This window comes from Flagellimonas sp. MMG031 (genome assembly GCF_040112705.1).
GTDB lineage: Bacteria > Bacteroidota > Bacteroidia > Flavobacteriales > Flavobacteriaceae > Flagellimonas.
On sequence record NZ_CP157804.1, the window covers coordinates 1,204,950 to 1,221,127 of the forward strand.

General features: G+C 44.7%; 17 protein-coding genes. 2 read left to right on the forward strand and 15 right to left on the reverse strand.

Annotated elements, in window-relative coordinates:
• Positions 1-95: 95 nt before the first annotated feature.
• The 9 genes from rpsI to hppD all read right to left on the reverse strand — a co-directional run bounded on the left by rpsI (position 96) and on the right by hppD (position 7,472).
• A complete protein-coding gene (gene rpsI, locus ABNE31_RS05395) occupies positions 96-482 on the reverse strand; it encodes a 30S ribosomal protein S9 (protein WP_127142248.1) in 387 nt (128 codons plus the stop codon).
• Positions 482-937, reverse strand: a complete 456-nt coding sequence (gene rplM / locus ABNE31_RS05400; RefSeq protein ID WP_293284166.1) for a 50S ribosomal protein L13 — start codon at positions 935-937, stop codon at positions 482-484. Before rplM ends, rpsI begins: the two co-directional genes overlap by 1 nt.
• 169 nt (positions 938-1,106) lie before the next feature.
• A complete protein-coding gene (locus tag ABNE31_RS05405) occupies positions 1,107-2,210 on the reverse strand; it encodes a histidinol-phosphate transaminase (protein WP_349352649.1) in 1,104 nt (367 codons plus the stop codon).
• Entirely contained in the window at positions 2,211-2,513 is a 303-nt protein-coding gene (locus ABNE31_RS05410) for a type II toxin-antitoxin system RelE/ParE family toxin (RefSeq protein ID WP_349352650.1), read from the reverse strand.
• Positions 2,510-2,734, reverse strand: a complete 225-nt coding sequence (locus tag ABNE31_RS05415) for a type II toxin-antitoxin system ParD family antitoxin (RefSeq protein ID WP_179383648.1) — start codon at positions 2,732-2,734, stop codon at positions 2,510-2,512. Before ABNE31_RS05415 ends, ABNE31_RS05410 begins: the two co-directional genes overlap by 4 nt.
• A gap of 61 nt (positions 2,735-2,795) precedes the next feature.
• Positions 2,796-3,665, reverse strand: coding sequence for a flavin reductase family protein (locus ABNE31_RS05420; RefSeq protein ID WP_349352651.1), 870 nt, complete (start codon positions 3,663-3,665; stop codon positions 2,796-2,798).
• A 116-nt stretch (positions 3,666-3,781) separates the two neighbouring features.
• Positions 3,782-5,002, reverse strand: a complete 1,221-nt coding sequence (gene fahA / locus ABNE31_RS05425; RefSeq protein ID WP_349352652.1) for a fumarylacetoacetase — start codon at positions 5,000-5,002, stop codon at positions 3,782-3,784.
• A 100-nt stretch (positions 5,003-5,102) separates the two neighbouring features.
• A complete protein-coding gene (locus tag ABNE31_RS05430; protein WP_306013725.1) occupies positions 5,103-6,260 on the reverse strand; it encodes a homogentisate 1,2-dioxygenase in 1,158 nt (385 codons plus the stop codon).
• A 78-nt stretch (positions 6,261-6,338) separates the two neighbouring features.
• A complete protein-coding gene (gene hppD / locus ABNE31_RS05435) occupies positions 6,339-7,472 on the reverse strand; it encodes a 4-hydroxyphenylpyruvate dioxygenase (RefSeq protein ID WP_349352653.1) in 1,134 nt (377 codons plus the stop codon).
• A 174-nt stretch (positions 7,473-7,646) separates the two neighbouring features.
• Here hppD and ABNE31_RS05440 point away from each other — a divergent pair, with 174 nt between their 5' ends.
• Complete coding sequence (locus tag ABNE31_RS05440) at positions 7,647-8,102, forward strand: MarR family transcriptional regulator (RefSeq protein WP_306013722.1); 456 nt, start codon at positions 7,647-7,649, stop codon at positions 8,100-8,102.
• On the opposite strand, the gene ABNE31_RS05445 is transcribed toward ABNE31_RS05440, so the two are convergent.
• The gene (locus ABNE31_RS05445; RefSeq protein ID WP_349352654.1) at positions 8,078-8,827 is read right to left on the reverse strand and encodes a sulfite exporter TauE/SafE family protein; all 750 of its coding nucleotides are present in this window, start codon (positions 8,825-8,827) and stop codon (positions 8,078-8,080) included. The two genes, ABNE31_RS05440 and ABNE31_RS05445, sit on opposite strands and share 25 nt — an antisense overlap.
• Before the next feature lie 180 nt (positions 8,828-9,007).
• On the opposite strand from ABNE31_RS05445, the gene ABNE31_RS05450 reads away from it, so the two are divergent.
• Positions 9,008-9,571 carry a hypothetical protein gene (locus ABNE31_RS05450; RefSeq protein WP_349352655.1) on the forward strand — a complete coding sequence of 188 codons (564 nt, stop codon included), beginning with the start codon at positions 9,008-9,010 and terminating at the stop codon, positions 9,569-9,571.
• Between the two features lie 77 nt (positions 9,572-9,648).
• Here ABNE31_RS05450 and ABNE31_RS05455 read toward each other — a convergent pair whose 3' ends face one another.
• The 5 genes from ABNE31_RS05455 to ABNE31_RS05475 form a co-directional block, all read right to left on the reverse strand.
• Positions 9,649-12,924, reverse strand: coding sequence for a PDZ domain-containing protein (locus ABNE31_RS05455; RefSeq protein ID WP_349352656.1), 3,276 nt, complete (start codon positions 12,922-12,924; stop codon positions 9,649-9,651).
• Positions 12,925-13,024: 100 nt separating this feature from the next.
• On the reverse strand, positions 13,025-13,300 hold the full coding sequence (locus tag ABNE31_RS05460) for a thioredoxin family protein (protein WP_349352657.1): 276 nt from the start codon (positions 13,298-13,300) through the stop codon (positions 13,025-13,027).
• 20 nt (positions 13,301-13,320) lie between these two features.
• Entirely contained in the window at positions 13,321-14,133 is an 813-nt protein-coding gene (locus ABNE31_RS05465; RefSeq protein ID WP_349352658.1) for an NIPSNAP family protein, read from the reverse strand.
• 78 nt (positions 14,134-14,211) lie between these two features.
• The gene (locus ABNE31_RS05470; protein WP_349352659.1) at positions 14,212-15,384 is read right to left on the reverse strand and encodes an MFS transporter; all 1,173 of its coding nucleotides are present in this window, start codon (positions 15,382-15,384) and stop codon (positions 14,212-14,214) included.
• Positions 15,385-15,485: 101 nt separating this feature from the next.
• Entirely contained in the window at positions 15,486-16,166 is a 681-nt protein-coding gene (locus ABNE31_RS05475; protein ID WP_349352660.1) for a hypothetical protein, read from the reverse strand.
• Positions 16,167-16,178: the final 12 nt, after the last annotated feature.

Consider the following 16,178-nt stretch of genomic DNA (forward strand, 5'->3'; position numbering starts at 1 on the left):
AACGACAACTTGGTTAAAAATTTAACCCTGAAATGTGTACGCTTTCAGGGTTTTCAATGAACTTATATATCGTTGGGTACGAGACCCAATGTATATTAACGCTTGGAGAATTGGAATTTCTTACGGGCTTTCTTCTGACCGAATTTCTTTCTTTCCACCATTCTTGGGTCCCTTGTCAATAGACCTTCTGGCTTAAGAATGCCTCTGTTTTCCGCATCGATTTCGCACATAGCTCTTGATAAAGCCAAACGTACGGCTTCTGCCTGACCTGTGATACCACCTCCGTAAACGTTTACTTTTACATCGTAGTTACCTTCGGTTTCCGTTAGGGCAAAAGGTTGCTTTACTTTGTACTGCAATGTACCGGTAGTAAAGTAATCGTTAAGATCTCTCTTGTTTATGGTGATGTTTCCAGAACCTTCGGAAACATATACTCTGGCTACAGCAGTTTTTCTTCTACCTATCTTATGAACCACTTCCATTATTTGTAGTCGTTTAAGTTTATAGCTTTTGGTTTTTGTGCTTCTTGTCCGTGCTCGGCTCCTGCATACACCTTAAGGTTTCTGAAGAGGTCCGCACCCAACTTGTTTTTGGGAAGCATTCCTTTTACGGAACTTTCGATAATACGCTCTGGGTGTTTGGCCAATACGTCTTTAGCGGAAGCGGAACGTTGTCCACCTGGATACCCAGTATACCTTTGGTATTCTTTCTCGTCCCATTTGTTACCGGTCATGTCGATTTTCTCAGCGTTGATAACAATAACATTATCTCCACAATCCACATGGGGGGTAAAGTTGGTCTTGTATTTCCCTCTAAGTATTTTGGCTACTTTAGACGCCAATCTTCCCAAGGTCTGTCCTTCAGCATCAACCAATAACCATTGTTTGTCAACAGTAGATTTATTGGCGGAAATAGTTTTATAACTTAATGTATCCACTTCTCGAATATTATTGATTTAATAACCTTTCCCGAATAACGGGCTGCAAATGTACAATTATTAGATTGAATTACAAACGGTTGATTGGGAATATTTTTCTGCTTTTTTAGAATTCAATCTTATGCATTATGCTGGGTATGGAAGTTTAGCTTCGGTAAAGTAAGAGCTGTTACCCGTGTCCAGCTATTTTCTCTAGCGCTTTCACTAAAGCAGCGTTCGCCTCTGCATCGCCTACCGTAATCCTTACCTTGCCTGGAGCGCCAAATTGAGAAACCGGGCGCACCATAATGCCTTCTTCCATCATTTTATCCGTAAACTCCATCTCGGGAAGTGGCGGGTCTATGATAAAAAAGTTGGCTTGACTGGGCCAGTATTTTATTCCGAGTTGGTCAAATGCCTTGGCGATATAAGTTCTGCCTTCCAAAACGGTCTTTACGGTCTTGTCAATGAACTCCTTGTCGTTCAAAGCTCCAATCGCAGCCTCAATGGAAGTTAATGGTAACAAAAAGGGTTTGTGAATCAAACGAACATAATTGGCAATAGTGGCGGTGGTGTAGCCATACCCAATGCGTTGCCCTGCCAAACCATAAGTTTTGGAAAAACTGTTCAGTCCAATCACATTATAACCTTCCAATACATACGGTAATGCTGTGACATAATCATCCGCATCCGCAAAATGGCGATAGACCTCATCAAATACAACCACAATATTCTTGGGAACACGGGCGATAAAATCGTCCATTACGGATTTTGGAATATAGGTGCCCGTAGGGTTGTTGGGACTGGTCAAGAAAATGATCTTGGTTTTCTCGGTGATGGCATTCAAAATACCTTCCACATCCAAATCGTAATTCGGGGATAGAAGCGGTATGTCTACTTGTTTGGCACCGTACCACCTTGAAAAGACGGAGTAGGGCAGGAAGCAGGGATTCGAAAAAATCACTTCGTCTCCCTCGTTGATGAACGCTCGGAGAACAATATCAATAACCTCCGACCCGCTATTCCCGCACAGAAACTGGTCGGCGCTCAACTGGCCGTCAAAATCTTGGACCAAGGCTTCGCGCAAACGGATATCGGTTTGGTCGGGGTAAATATCGACCTTGTCCAATACAGCTTTCATGGCAGCTAGGGCCTTGGGCGATGCCCCCAGAGGATTCTCGTTGGAGGACAACTTGTAAATTTTTTTATGTGATGGCGGAATATTTTTTCCACCTTTGTAAACCTCTTTGGGCACCAAATGGGCCTTGAATATGGATGTAATATCTTTTTGCATTTAACTATCGGTTAAAAAATTTTTCAAATCCCTTCCTCCATACAATACCCGAACGATACGAACCCTATTCTTCATTTTTCTATAGAAGATGATATGGGAGTTGAAAGGAAAACTGAAAAGGCCATCTTTAATTTCATTTCTTTCCTTCCCAATATCGGGGTTCTGTGCGATGGCTTCGAAGTGCTCGTTCAATCCAATCAAATATGAAATGGCTTGTGTGAAACCAAATTTAGTTTCCCCGTAGGCGAAAATAGCTTCAATGTCGTTATCCGCTTCTTGCGATAATACATACCGGTCAATCACCCTTTCTTCTTTGAAGCAATAATTTCTTCCATCGTTCTTGGACTATCCGGTCCGTTCCAACCTTTCTCGATTTCCCTTCTAAGGTCATCAATCACTTTTTCCCTGTAGATTTTGTGCAAGCGCAAGGCATCGCGTATCACTTCGCTATTATTCTGGTATTCGCCTGTTGCTACCTGTTGGGCAATATATTCTTCCTGTTTTTTTGTGAAACTGATATTCATAATACACCTATTCTGTCCTCTCAAAATTACAGATTATGTCCAAAATTGTCAAATATGGACATCATAAGTTTTCCGCAAACAATAAATAAGCCATCGCCTTTTCCGTATCGCCCTCTTCCAACAATTGTTTGGCCAAGGTATGTAGTTCGGTTTTGGAGGTGCTTTGTACACCCTCCTTTTCAATAATTTTTTTAATATCCGCTGTGGATGGAATGCTTTCCAGATTCCCCAATCGTCCTAAATTGTTTCCCGTAAGCACTTCGCTTTCGCGAATCCCTTTGGGCAATGCATCAACACCTATACCCTGACTGCGGATAGGCTTTGGAATCTCGAACAGGGACTCTTTAATCGCCCTGATGTACCAATTACCTCCCATACGACCTACCAAATCCAACTTTTCGGTGTCCAATACATCATCCGTTAAGTACTCATCGTTGATATGGATCATATCCACCTGAGCGATGATCAAATTTCCCGCTCCGGGGGTTTGCGCAATTTCCACTACTTCCAAAACCGTACATTCAAAGGATACGGGAGCCTCGCCCACACGCGGGGGTTTTACCTTCACACTAGGCACTTCGGTAAAGCCGGCTTTCACGAATTCGTTCACCCCTTTGTCGTAGGCCGTGCTGGAGAGCGACATTTGCTCCGCCATTTTGTGGTTCACCACATTGATGACCACTTGCGGCACTTCCACCACATTTTGATGCGTATGTTTTAAGGAATTGTCCCTGCCGCTTCGCGTTGGCGAAAACACCATTACTGGCGGATTGGAACTAAAGACGTTAAAAAAACTGTACGGGCTCAGATTGACGTTACCTTCGGCATCCACGGTACTGGCAAAGCAAATCGGCCTTGGTGCCACTGCGGTGGACAAAATAGTGTACAGTTCCGGCTGGGGTATGGTAGTTGGGTCTAAGGTTTTGATCATATTTTGGTTTTCTATCATTTCCGCGAAGGCGAAAATCTCAATTCATTTTATATCTAGGAGACTGAGCGTAGTCGAAGTCACCATTCAGTGGCTCTGACTCCGCTCGGCCACCAAAATCATTTCGCAGGCAACACTTTGGCAGAAACTTCGCCAAATCCGACTCGAATATCGCCATTTTGGGCGTAACCTCGCATGGTCACTGTGTCGCCATCTTCAATAAATTTACGTTCGCTTCCGTCTTTTAGTTGGATGGGTTGGGTACCTCCCCACGACAATTCGAGCATGGAACCGAAACTGCTTTCCTCTTTACCGGAGATGGTTCCCGAGGCCATCATATCCCCGATATTGATGTTGCACCCATTTACGGTATGATGCGCCAATTGTTGGGCCATGTTCCAGTACATATGTTTGAAATTGCTTTGGCAAACCGTGGTTTCTTTGCCCTCTTCCGGTGTGATGCCCACTTCTAGGTTGATGTCGTAATTCTTTTTGCCCTCATATGTAAGATAGGGCAATACTTCAGGTTCTTGTTTGGGCCCTGCCAACTTGAAAGGTTCCAAAGCTTCCAATGTCACTACCCAAGGTGAAATGGATGAAGCGAAGTTCTTGGCCAAAAAAGGCCCTAGCGGTACATATTCCCATTTTTGGATATCACGTGCCGACCAGTCGTTGAACAGCACCAGTCCGAAGATATAATCCTCGGCATTGGCGGTGGAAACGGATTCACCAAGCTTTGTCTCTTTTCCGCAGATAAATCCCATTTCCAGTTCAAAATCCAAACGTTTGGTAGGCCCAAACACAGGTGATTCTGCTCCGTTGGGCATGGTCTGTCCTTTGGGACGGTGAATGGGTTGTCCGCTCACAATAATGGAGCTGGCCCTGCCATGGTAACCCACGGGAATGTGCTTCCAATTGGGCAAAAGGGCATTCTCCGGGTCGCGGAACATTTTCCCTACATTGGTGGCATGCTCCAAGCTGGAATAAAAATCGGTATAATCTCCAACTGCAACGGGTATATGCATCTGGGCTTCGGACTGCTTCACAAAGAGTTCTGGCTTTCCGGCCAAAACAGAATTGTCATCCTTGATCCAATGCTGGATTTTTTTACGGACACGGGTGGTGATTTCTTTCCCGAGGGAAATAAAATCGTTCAGGGTGTCCTTTTCCAACAATGCCGTATTGAAGTCGAACACATCCAGTTCGGCCACGGCGGCCAAATCCAAAATATGCTCTCCTATGGCCACACCAATGCGAGGGCTTCGGTCTTGGGTGGAAAAAATCCCAAAGGGGATATTGTGAATCGAAAAGTCTGAATTTTCGGGTATATCTATAATCATCTGAGGGTAAATATGTCAGCTCGAGCGCAGTTGAGAGCAATACTTAGGCCTTCTTTTCTCGACTGCGCTCGAAATGACAGAAGGCCTTAATGAATTTATGTTACTCCAACCACGATTTATAGTACTTGCCATCATCGATTTTAAGGGCGTTCTCCGTAACCTGCAAGGGTTTGAAGGTGTCTATCATCACTGCCAGTTCCTCCGTACCTTTTTTGCCAATACTTGCCTCGTAGGTGCCGGGGTGTGGTCCGTGTGGAATACCCGCAGGGTGCAGGGAAATATATCCTGGTCCAATACCCGTCCGGCTCATAAAGTCACCATCAACATAATACAGCACTTCGTCCGAATCTATATTGGAGTGGTTGTAGGGCGCTGGAATGGATTTTGGATGATAATCGTATAGCCTTGGACAGAACGAACAGACCACAAATGCGCCTGTTTCAAACGTTTGGTGTACAGGTGGCGGTTGATGAACGCGTCCTGTAATCGGTTCAAAATTATGGATGGAGAATCCGTAAGGGAAGTTGTAACCGTCCCATCCCACCACATCAAATGGATGCGTAGCATAGACCAGTTGGTGCAACATGCCCTGTTTTTTGATTTTCATCAAAAATTCTCCTTTTTCATCAAAGGTCTCGAGGTCCTGTGGCAATTTGTAGTCGCGCTCACAGAAAGGGGAGTGCTCCAATAATTGTCCAAACCAATTTCGATAGCGTTTTGGGGTATAAATAGGATGGAATGATTCCGCAAATAAAATGCGGTTATCCTCGGTATCAAACTCTATCTGGTAAATCATCCCTCGTGGAATGATGAGGTAGTCCCCATATTCGAAAGGGATGTTTCCCAAAAAGGTTTTCAAGGTTCCCGAGCCTTTGTGGATAAAGAGCATTTCGTCAGCATCGGCATTTTTGTAAAAGTAGTCGGTCACCGATTTTCTGGGTGCTGCCAAGCCCACATGAACGTCATTGTTCACCAAAAGAGGTTCGCGCGCCTCCAAAAAGTCATCTTTGGGCGCTACATCAAAACCGATGAACTTTCGGCTGGTGATGTTCTTTTCCACGGCAATCTTTGGGCTAGCGTCCATAGCTTTTCCGATTTCCTTGACCTGCGTAGGCCTGTGGATGTGATAGGAAAGGGAGGACATCCCATCAAAACCGATAGTCCCAAAAAGCTGCTCATAATATAGGCCGCCTTCGGGTTTCTCGAATTGGGTGTGCCGCTTTTGCGGAATTTTCCCGAGTTTATGATAAATAGGCATTTTTCTCGAATTTGAGTTTAAAGTTATGGGTTATAAACCTGAAATTCAACAGTTCATAACCCATTCCTTTTACTTTGATTAATGCAAGGTGCCGCGTAGCTCTTGCTCACGTTCGATGGCTTCGAACAGTGCTTTAAAGTTACCCTTTCCGAAGGATTGTGCGCCCTTTCTTTGGATAATTTCGAAGAACATGGTCGGTCTGGGTTCCACGGGTTTGGTGAAAATCTGCAGCAAATAGCCTTCATCATCGCGGTCTACCAAGATACCAAGCTCTTTTAAGGGAGCGATATCCTCGTCAATTTCCCCAACACGGTCGCTAACTGCGTCGTAGTAGGTAGCCGGTACCCTTAGGAACTCCACGCCCCGACTTCTTAGATCGCGAACAGTTTTAATGATATCGTCTGTGGCAACGGCAATGTGCTGTACCCCTTCATCCTCATAGAAATCCAAGTACTCTTCTACCTGTGATTTTTTCTTCCCTTCGGCAGGTTCATTGATCGGGAATTTGATACGACCGTTTCCATTGCTCATTACCTTGCTCATCAAAGCCGTGTAGTCGGTGGAAATATCCTTGTCATCAAAAGAAAGAATGTTCTTGAATCCCAAAACGTCTTCATAGAATTTTACCCAATGGTTCATTTTGTTCCACCCTACATTGCCCACCATGTGGTCCACAAACTTGAGACCGGTTGACTCTGGATTGTAGTCGGGTGTTTCCCATTTTTTGAAACCGGGCAAAAAGGTTCCGTTGTAGTCTTTACGTTCCACAAAAATATGAACGGTCTCCCCGTAGGTGTATATTCCGGAACGTACCACTCTTCCGTCCTTGTCTTCCTCCACAGTGGGTTCCATGTAGGATGTAGCTCCGCGTTCCATGGCATTGTTGTATGCTACTGTTGCATCATCTACCCAAAGGGCCACCACTTTTACGCCATCTCCGTGCTTGTCGATGTGCTTTCCGATTTCGGTTCCGCTCTTCAAAGGGGAAGTCAGTACCAAACGGATTTTATCTTGGACTACCACATAGCTTTCGCGGTCCTTTAGTCCTGTTTCAAGTCCGGCCTGTGCATAGGATTGAAAGCCAAAAGCCGTTTTGTAGTAGTGTGCAGCTTGTTTGGAATTCCCTACGTAGAGTTCCACGTAGTCCGTGCCGTTTATCGGCATAAAATCCTCTGATGTATTTGCTCCTTTTGGAAGTGTTGATGTTTCCATGATTCGTTTATATTTTTACGGTTTAGTCTTATTTTGTTGCATCAACAACAAAAATAATAAAATTGGAATAGGAAAGCGATTTTACCAACAGAAAATTGCGTTAAAATTCCAGTTGCCCATACCATGTGGACATACTGCTTCGGAATCCCTATTTTTGTGGCTATTCTTAAGTACATGCTCAGTCGTATAGATGAAATACAGGGGATGGGGTTCCATTTGGATTTGGTGCTCCGAAAAATTCAAAAAGCCTATTTGCGCAAGTTTGATGAACTTGGGGTGGATACGACCATTGAACAATGGGTGATTCTCTATCAAATCCATCAGTTGGGTGATGATGCCAGCCAGCGGGATATTGTAAACGAAAACTTCCGCAATCGGGCCACCACTTCCCGAGTTATCGGTGGTCTGGAGAAAAAAGGATGGATTTCCAAGACTCGCTTTGAAGGTGACCAAAAGCGATTTAAATTGGAATTGACCCCAAAAGGACAAGAAATCTTGGATTTGACCTTGCCCAGTGCCCTACAATTGCGAAAATTGGCACTTAAAGATGTAGACCCTTCCGAATTTGAGATCTTTTTAAAGGTATTGGATCAAATGGGGGATAACTACGAGGCGGACATGGACCAATAGTCAAAAGCCAACTTGGTTATGGTGGCCAGTCCAATCAGCAAAATAAAAATCAAACTGAGCTTACGGAACCTTTCTTGGGGAATGTAATGCAGTATTCTTTTGCCTAGATAAGTGCCGATTAAGCCAATGGCGAATAAAAATGGCAGGTACATCAGTTCTTGTTTGCCAATATATCCATTGCCATAGTAGACAAAGGTCCGTGAAAAATCAATCATAAAATCGATAAATGCCGAAGTGGCAATAAAGGCGCTTTTTTCCAAATTAAAGGCTGCCATGGTAAGTCCGCGAATGGCCCCTCCCGTTCCCAAAAGTCCCGCAGAAAAACCCGATAGGGCCCCTCCGATGATGGAATTTTTTTTATTGGGAAGTATCACGATTTCACTTTTGATCAGAAACAGTAGGCTAAAAACCACCAAGAATGCGCCCAGCACAATTTCAAGGATGGCGCTATCAGCGATTTTGGACAGGAATCCGCCAACAATCACAAAAAGTACGGACGGTATGCCAATATAGAGCAGCAGTTTTTTGTCCAGACCTTTTTTGAACAGGAAAATCTTGCTCACATTGCTGGAGAGATGAAAAATGGCCGTCATTCCGAGCACCGAATAAAAATCAAAATAAAAGTTGCCCAAGGGCACGAAGAAGACGGAAGAACCAAAGCCTCCAATGGTCCCGATGATTTCGGCGACCAATGCCAACAACAGAAAAATATAGTTGATTTTCATACTGCAGAAAGATAGTGAGGTATTGCATATGGAAGACAGTTTTATGCCATTTTACCCTAAAGAAATCTTAAAAAATGGATTTTAGGTTAATTCAGCATATAAACTGGATAATCTAATGGACGTAGGGCGTATAAAACCACCGCAACTTTGTACCCGTATAACTTATAGATATACATAGCTATGAAGACAACAAATGTTTATCCAACTATATGGGCTACACCCTATTACACACCGAGTGTGATGGCGGGCTGGTACGAAAGGAGTACCCAAGTAGCTGAATTGATTTTGAAGAACGATGTCGTAAACGACCTCAAGGTTTCGGAAATGAACCTGAATATAACGCGATTCTCTGCCATTGATGAGCAGGGGAAAGAACATTTCATCTTGGATTTTCCAGGTCAGAACCCGGTGAACCTTAAGGGAGTTGCGTCAGGAAATTTCATTCATTCCAAAAGCGTGCTTTCCCTTCCTGAAGGCTCGTATAAGGCACTACGTTTTTATTTGGCGGACTGGGGCAACCACTTTATTTACGAAGATGGGATGGAAGAATCTGCCAATGCGTTCAACCGTTTGGATTTCCACATTGAGAACGGATTTGTGGTAGAGAACGGAAAAACCCCAGAAGTAAAGTTATGGTTTGACTTTGCTCCCTACCAGTGGAAGCGACACTTTAAACCGCTTACGGATTTGTTTATGGGGAGCAAAAGTCAAAGACCACGATTGGCCAATAGTTTTGGCAATTGATCACCAAGTTATGAGAAAGAATGAAAAAGGCACCAGTTGGTGCCTTTTTTAATTTGAAGTGTGTTTTGTGTTCCTAATTATTGATTGCCTTCTCCATCATAGCCGGCGGGCCGCTTCCATCGCACTGGGGCATCCGGTTCTGGCTTCATTATAAATTCTTGGGTTTCCAGGAGTTTCAATGCTTCTTGTACCGCACGTTCCAATTGGGGGTCCTTTCCAGCAACCACTTCTTTTGGCGATTGGATCACTTCGATGTCCGGGGAAATCCCTTTGCCTTCCACATCCCATTCGCCATCATTGTTGTAAAAGCCACCTCGGGGAGCTACCATTCGTCCTCCATCAATAAAGGGCGGGGTGTCCCATGTGCCTACCAGTCCGCCCCAGGTTCGGGTTCCTACCAAAGGTCCCAATCCTTTTTCCTTGAACATATAGGGCAATAAATCCCCTCCAGAACCGGCACGTTCGTTGATGATCATCACCTTGGGTCCCCAAATACCTGCTATGGGACTGGTCCAAGGGCGGTTGTCATTGGCTTTACTGTTGAAATACCCAAAAGGTTCCCTGGCCATAATATCGATCATATAATCGGCTGCCGAACCGCCACCATTGTTCCGCTCATCCAAAATAACCCCTTTCCTATCCTGTTGGGAGAAGTAGTATTTGTTGAAACTACGGAAACCATTTCCGCTGGTGTTCGGGATGTACACATAGGCCAATTTTCCGTCCGACAGTTCGTCCACCTTCCTACGGTTTTCCTCCACCCAGTCCATATAACGCAGTTGGTACTCGTTGGCGACGGGTTTCACCGTAAGCATTCGGGAACCGTCCATGCTTGGCTTGCTGTTTACGTTGATATTAATGGTGCGGTTTGCGGTCTGTGCCAGCAATTCATACATATTTTGGTCCGCGGAGAGCGTTTTGCCGTTGATGGCCACTAGATAATCCCCTTCCTGAACGTCCAAGCCTGGCATGGCCAAGGGAGCGCGCAATTCTGGATTCCAGTGTTCGCCCGTGTATATTTTTTTGATTTGATAGTGGCCGTTGTTCACCTCAAAATCCGCTCCCAAAAGACCCACGGGAACTCGGTCCACATCCGGCATGTCTCCACCAGAAACGTAGGAGTGTCCAATGGCCACCTCTCCGCTCAGAATATCGACCACATAGTTAAGGTCGGTTCGGTGCTTTACATGTTTGATCCATGGTTGGTACCAGCTGTACACTTTGTCCCAGGGTGCACCGTGGACGTTATCGACATAAAGAAAATCCCTCATGTAGCGCCAACCTTCCTTAAAGATCTGTGCGTATTCCGCTTGGGGATCAATTTTTATTTGGGCATTGATGGTGAGCTTATCCTCTGGTTTTGGGGAGGCTTTGGTATCGGTAATCATCCAACCGCCTGCATTTTTGACCAATGCATGAGCTCCATTCGTAGAGGTTCGCATAAAATTGACGCCTTCGGCAAAATCAGTGGCTTTTTCTTTGGCAACATCATAAGAATGCACTTTTAGGCCAGAGGTATTGGGAACCGATTCAGCCACAAAAATTTGTTTTTCGGGACCAGGCTGCAAAAATTGATAGTCTCTTGCAGGAAGTTCCAGTGCCACTACCCGATCTTGAATATTGGCAAAATCGATTACTACGGGCTTTGAAGCAGGCCCTTCTTCTTTTTTGTCCTTTTTTTTGGATTTACCACCCTTATCCGAGGTGTCTTTTTCCGGTTCGGAGCTTTCCTCGTCTGTTTCGGGAAGATTCGGTGCCTTGCCCGAAGCGCTCAATACCAAGGCGTACAAACTACGGGTTACGCCTGGATCGTAGGAGCTCATGTCCAACCAACCCGATGCCAGACCGTAATCGGTACTGGCCAAAAAGTATAGGTATTCGCCGGATACATCCCAAATGGGGCTTGTGGCATCAGCCGTTCCTTCGGTAACCTGAACCGTTTTTCCGGTCTGGGTGTCGTAAATAAAAACAGCTTTAAAATGACTGTCCTGTTGTTTTTCGTAGGTTATCCAGCGGCTATCGGGCGACCAAACGGGATTCATGGTCCTGTTTGGGTGGGCATACCGGTCTGTATCGACCTTGACCACTTTTCCGGATTCAATATTCACATACCACATATTGTAATCCGTATCGGTATAGGCAATCAGTTTTCCGTTCGGGGACCAATCGGGCTGAAAGTAAAAGGTAGGGTTTTCCAAAGGATAGGATTTCTGGTCGTTCCCATATTGATCGGATACTACCAGTTGATATTCCCCGCTCCGGTCAGAAAACCAGGCAATTTTATCGCCTTTTGGCGACCACACGGGATACCTGTCCGCTACCCCGGAGGATTGGGTTAGGTTTCTCCAGCTACCTTCTTCTTTCGGGAAGGTGAAAATATCGCCACGATGTTCAAAAATGGCCCTTTTTCCATTGGGAGAAATGTTGGCGTTTCGCACCGAATTCGCAGAGACCTCTTCCCATCGCTCACGGCTGAAGTTCAGATCGCCCTTCACGGTAATGGTCAAAGGATTGCTTTGCCTTGAGTTTAGGTCCATAAGGTGTAAGCGACCTCCTTGCTCATAGACCAATTGGTTGCCACGGACATCCAAATTCTTCACATCAAATTTTTTGTGAAATGTGATCTGTTCCTCGGTCTTGGTATTGATATCGTAGCTCCATACGTTGCTGGTATAGTCTCGTTCCGATAGATAATACAACTTGTTGCCCGACCACACGGGGTACAAATGGCGTTCTTGGTCCAATTGAGGGGTGGTCATTAGTTCGTAGGTGTCCAAATTCACGATCCAAATGGGCATGGCCTGTCCACCACGGTAGTTTCGCCACTCGGGATCCCACGAAGTGATGGGAGTGTAGGCGATATGTGAACCATCCGCAGAAATATTGCCATAGGCCCCTCTGGGAATTTCCAAGGCTTTGGGCAGTCCTCCGTTTGGTGAAACGGTAAAAAACTGACTGGTCATGGTCGGCCTTGCATTTCGTGTTGAACGAAATAGGATGTTACCTTCTGGTGTCCACCCTTGGACTTCGTCCATGGCAGGATGAAAGGTGATCCGTTTGGGTGTGCCCCCATCCGAAGGTAGCACGTACACATCGCTGTTGCCGTCGTATTCTGCGGTAAAAGCGATCCATTTTCCGTCCTTGGAAAAACGGGGATCGGATTCGTTGCCTACCCCGCTCGTAAGTCGTTGGGCTTCGCCACCGCTAAGGGAGGCCTTCCAAAGGTCGTTGGCGTGCACAAACACCACGGAATTGTTGCTCAAGGTGGGCTCGCGCAACAATAACGTGCCTTCTTGGGACAGTAGTTGTGCCGTTGCCAATAATGCAATTCCTAAAATATATATTTTTCTCATGGGATTGGTTTGAGGTTACTAACTAATTATTGGGATACTTTCCTAGTGCCTTAAAAATACATAAAACGATGAAGGTATCCGACCAAGGTATAAATCTGATTTAAGAGGATACGGCACTCAACCGTTTCAGTTTTTCCAATACTTCGTAGACCGAAAAGCTTCGCGCAAAGCGGTACATTTCCCTGCCATCGACCTTAATGATGACCACGGGAAGGGTAAACACCATGGACTGCCCGGTAAACTCCTCTTCCTCTTCCACATCCACCAAACGGATGCTCACTTTTGGGAAGTTTGCTTGAACCGCTTCAAGGAGTTTAGGCTTCAGGACCTTGCAAACCCCGCAGGTTTTACTGGTGAAAAAAATCAATTCCGTCATCTGATACCAGTTTTGTTTAACTAATAATCGGAATACTCGGTAGGGTAGAGGAACCACATATCAATATGCGACATATTGTTCTTGTATTTGGGCATGGCAATGAGCTCTTTCCATTCGGGAGAGTTTACAAAGGCATCCCAATGTTGGTTTCTGGTATCCATATCGGCATGGGTGGTCATGTACATTAAGTTGGGCATTTTGGGTCCGGAGAGCACTTCACCGTAAAACACAGCTTGAAAGTCCAATCGGTCAAAAAGTGGTATTTCGCCACCAGCATTGAACATATCCACCTTGTTCCAATAATATTTTTCCGTAGGAGATTCATAACTACGGAGTTCATAGACCCGTTCCGACCTTGGACTGTCCAAATTGGGTGTTTTCATTTGGGGCATATCGGGAAAGGCTCGCATCAGGATGGATTGGATACGATCATAAGGGGGATTATCGTAGTTCGCATCGATATATGTACTTACAGTGCTTGCGTAGGTGCTGTCATTCATAATGTTTTCCTCCAACGCCCGAAATTGTTCCAAGTCTTCAAAAGGTAACAGCACAAAGGTTTTCTGTACCGTATCTGTTTCGGTTGGACGTGATTTAAAAACCCCGACCTTGTCAATACCCTGTCTTTTTACAGCGGGTATAAAAGCGTTTTCCAGGTAATGGTCCACCGTGGCCTCTTGTTCTTCGGAGCTGAAGGTGTAGATTTTTAGTTGATAGAATTCGCGTTGGTTTGATGCGGTCTCTGGAGATTGGGTAGTTTCTTCGGTTTCAGTTTTTGGGTTGCCACAGCTTGCCAGGATGAGGCATGCCAATAGTAGTTTGATAGTCTTCATGTAGCCTAGTTTGGTTTTTAAATGGATGCCCCAAGATACGGATTAATTCGATGAGGTTTTGTTGGTCTTGGTGTCGTTTCAGCCCTTTTTCTTCGAAGCCAAAGCCATAAGTCCAAAAAGGGGACCTAGGGCCAAAACCATGTAAACCATGTTGGAGTTGGACCATATCCGCAGCTCGTTCACCAATTGAATGCTAACAATGGTTATGGCAAAGCCGATACAATTTACAATGGTCAGAGCAGTGCCTTTGATTTCTGCAGAAGCGTTTTGGGCCACCAAGGTGGAGAAGAGCGGGGAATCGGCAATCACCACCATGCCCCAGAACAGTAAAAAGGCGATGAAGAGAGTAGCTGAACCTTGCATGAAAAGTAGGGGAGAAATCAAACAACAAAGCCCGGAAAGCAGGAGGGCCATCGAGGCCACGCGTTTGGTTCCGGCCACTTGCGACAGATAACCACCCATTACACAGGCCAAGCCACCAACCGCAATAATGACAAAGGACAATAAGGGAACGGGAAAGTGGGTATTTGGATGGACCAGCGCATAGGTTTGAAGCATAATCGGGACAAAGGCCCAAAAAGTGTACAACTCCCACATGTGTCCAAAATAGCCAAAGGCTGCCGAGCGGAAACTTCGGTTTTGGAACACTTGGATAAAGGCGGATAATTGAAACTGTTGGCTGCGTTTTCGGTAGGGACCATTGGGAACGAGCGTTATCATTAGACTGCCACCCAAAACGGCCAAGCCGGAAGTGGACACCAGCACGGTGTTCCAAGGCAAGGTATGGGTCATTTCCTTGAGTAAATGAGGGAATGCGGTGCCAACCACCAGTGCTCCCACTAAATAGCCAAGGGATTTGCCCAATCCTTTTTCGTAGTAATCTGCGGCTATCTTCATACCTACGGGGTAGATACCCGCGAGGAAAAAGCCCGTAAAAAAACGAAAGGATAAGATGCTCGCCAGTCCGTTACCATCCCAAACCACACCCAAATTAAAGAGTGCACCCAAAACAGCACAGCCAAAAAATACCTTGGATGGCGAAAACCGATCGGCAATGGATAAAATGGCAAATACCAAAGTACCCACGATAAACCCAAACTGCACCGCTGAGGTCAAATGTCCCACAGCGCTTTCACTTAACCCAAATGTGGCAACCAAATCGCGCATCACCCCATTGCCCGCAAACCAAAGTGAGGTGCAGCAGAATTGCGATAGCACGATGATGGGGAGGATGTGGTTGGAGGGTTTCATTTTTTAAATTTTATAACCACTATTGTGTTCGTACTTGTCCAAGCATCAATCAAAGGTTAAAAGCTAAAATTATTGGTTTTGCTTTTGAGATAAAAATTTTGCTAATCTAGAAACTCGGGCGGTGGAGGAGGTGGAGGAATATCTGTGTAGTCATATTTCTCAAAAAAAATCAAATGCCGATAATACTTATTTCCCATTGTTTCGTTTGCCTTATCAAACTGTTTTTGAATCTCAGCAAGCACCTCTTTAGTTTTCGAAATAGGATAGTGCTCTTCGATGTGTAGAAAAATTAAAATCTGTTTTAAGACTGTTTTACCACCTGAATCATAATAATCTACAGCGTTCATTGTTTTCAATTGGTCTGTAAGTGACTCGATTGAATAAAATTTATCCGAGGAAATTCGATAATTCCTTAAGGAATCATTTTTTATGTGTATTTGATTTGAATTCATGAAGCATGAAATGACTCCACTAGTTGGGCACTCTGTATACCCATATTGATTATATATTGTATCATTAAACTGATAAGTGATGCCTGTATATTTATTCTTACAGGATAATGTTTGCATTCGATCAATCAAGGTGTTAAAATTTGCAACGTTTTCAAGATTAATTACTTCAAAATCAGGGTCACCTTGAAACTCTAAAAATTTATCTGAAAATATCTTTGAAGAAGTCAACTTACTCAACTTGTCATCTTGGTTATTCTCCAGTGAATTATTACAACTAAAAAAAAGTGCAGTGAAGCAAACAAGTAAGAATATTGCAAAATGCTTTTCCATAAAAAAAGAGAA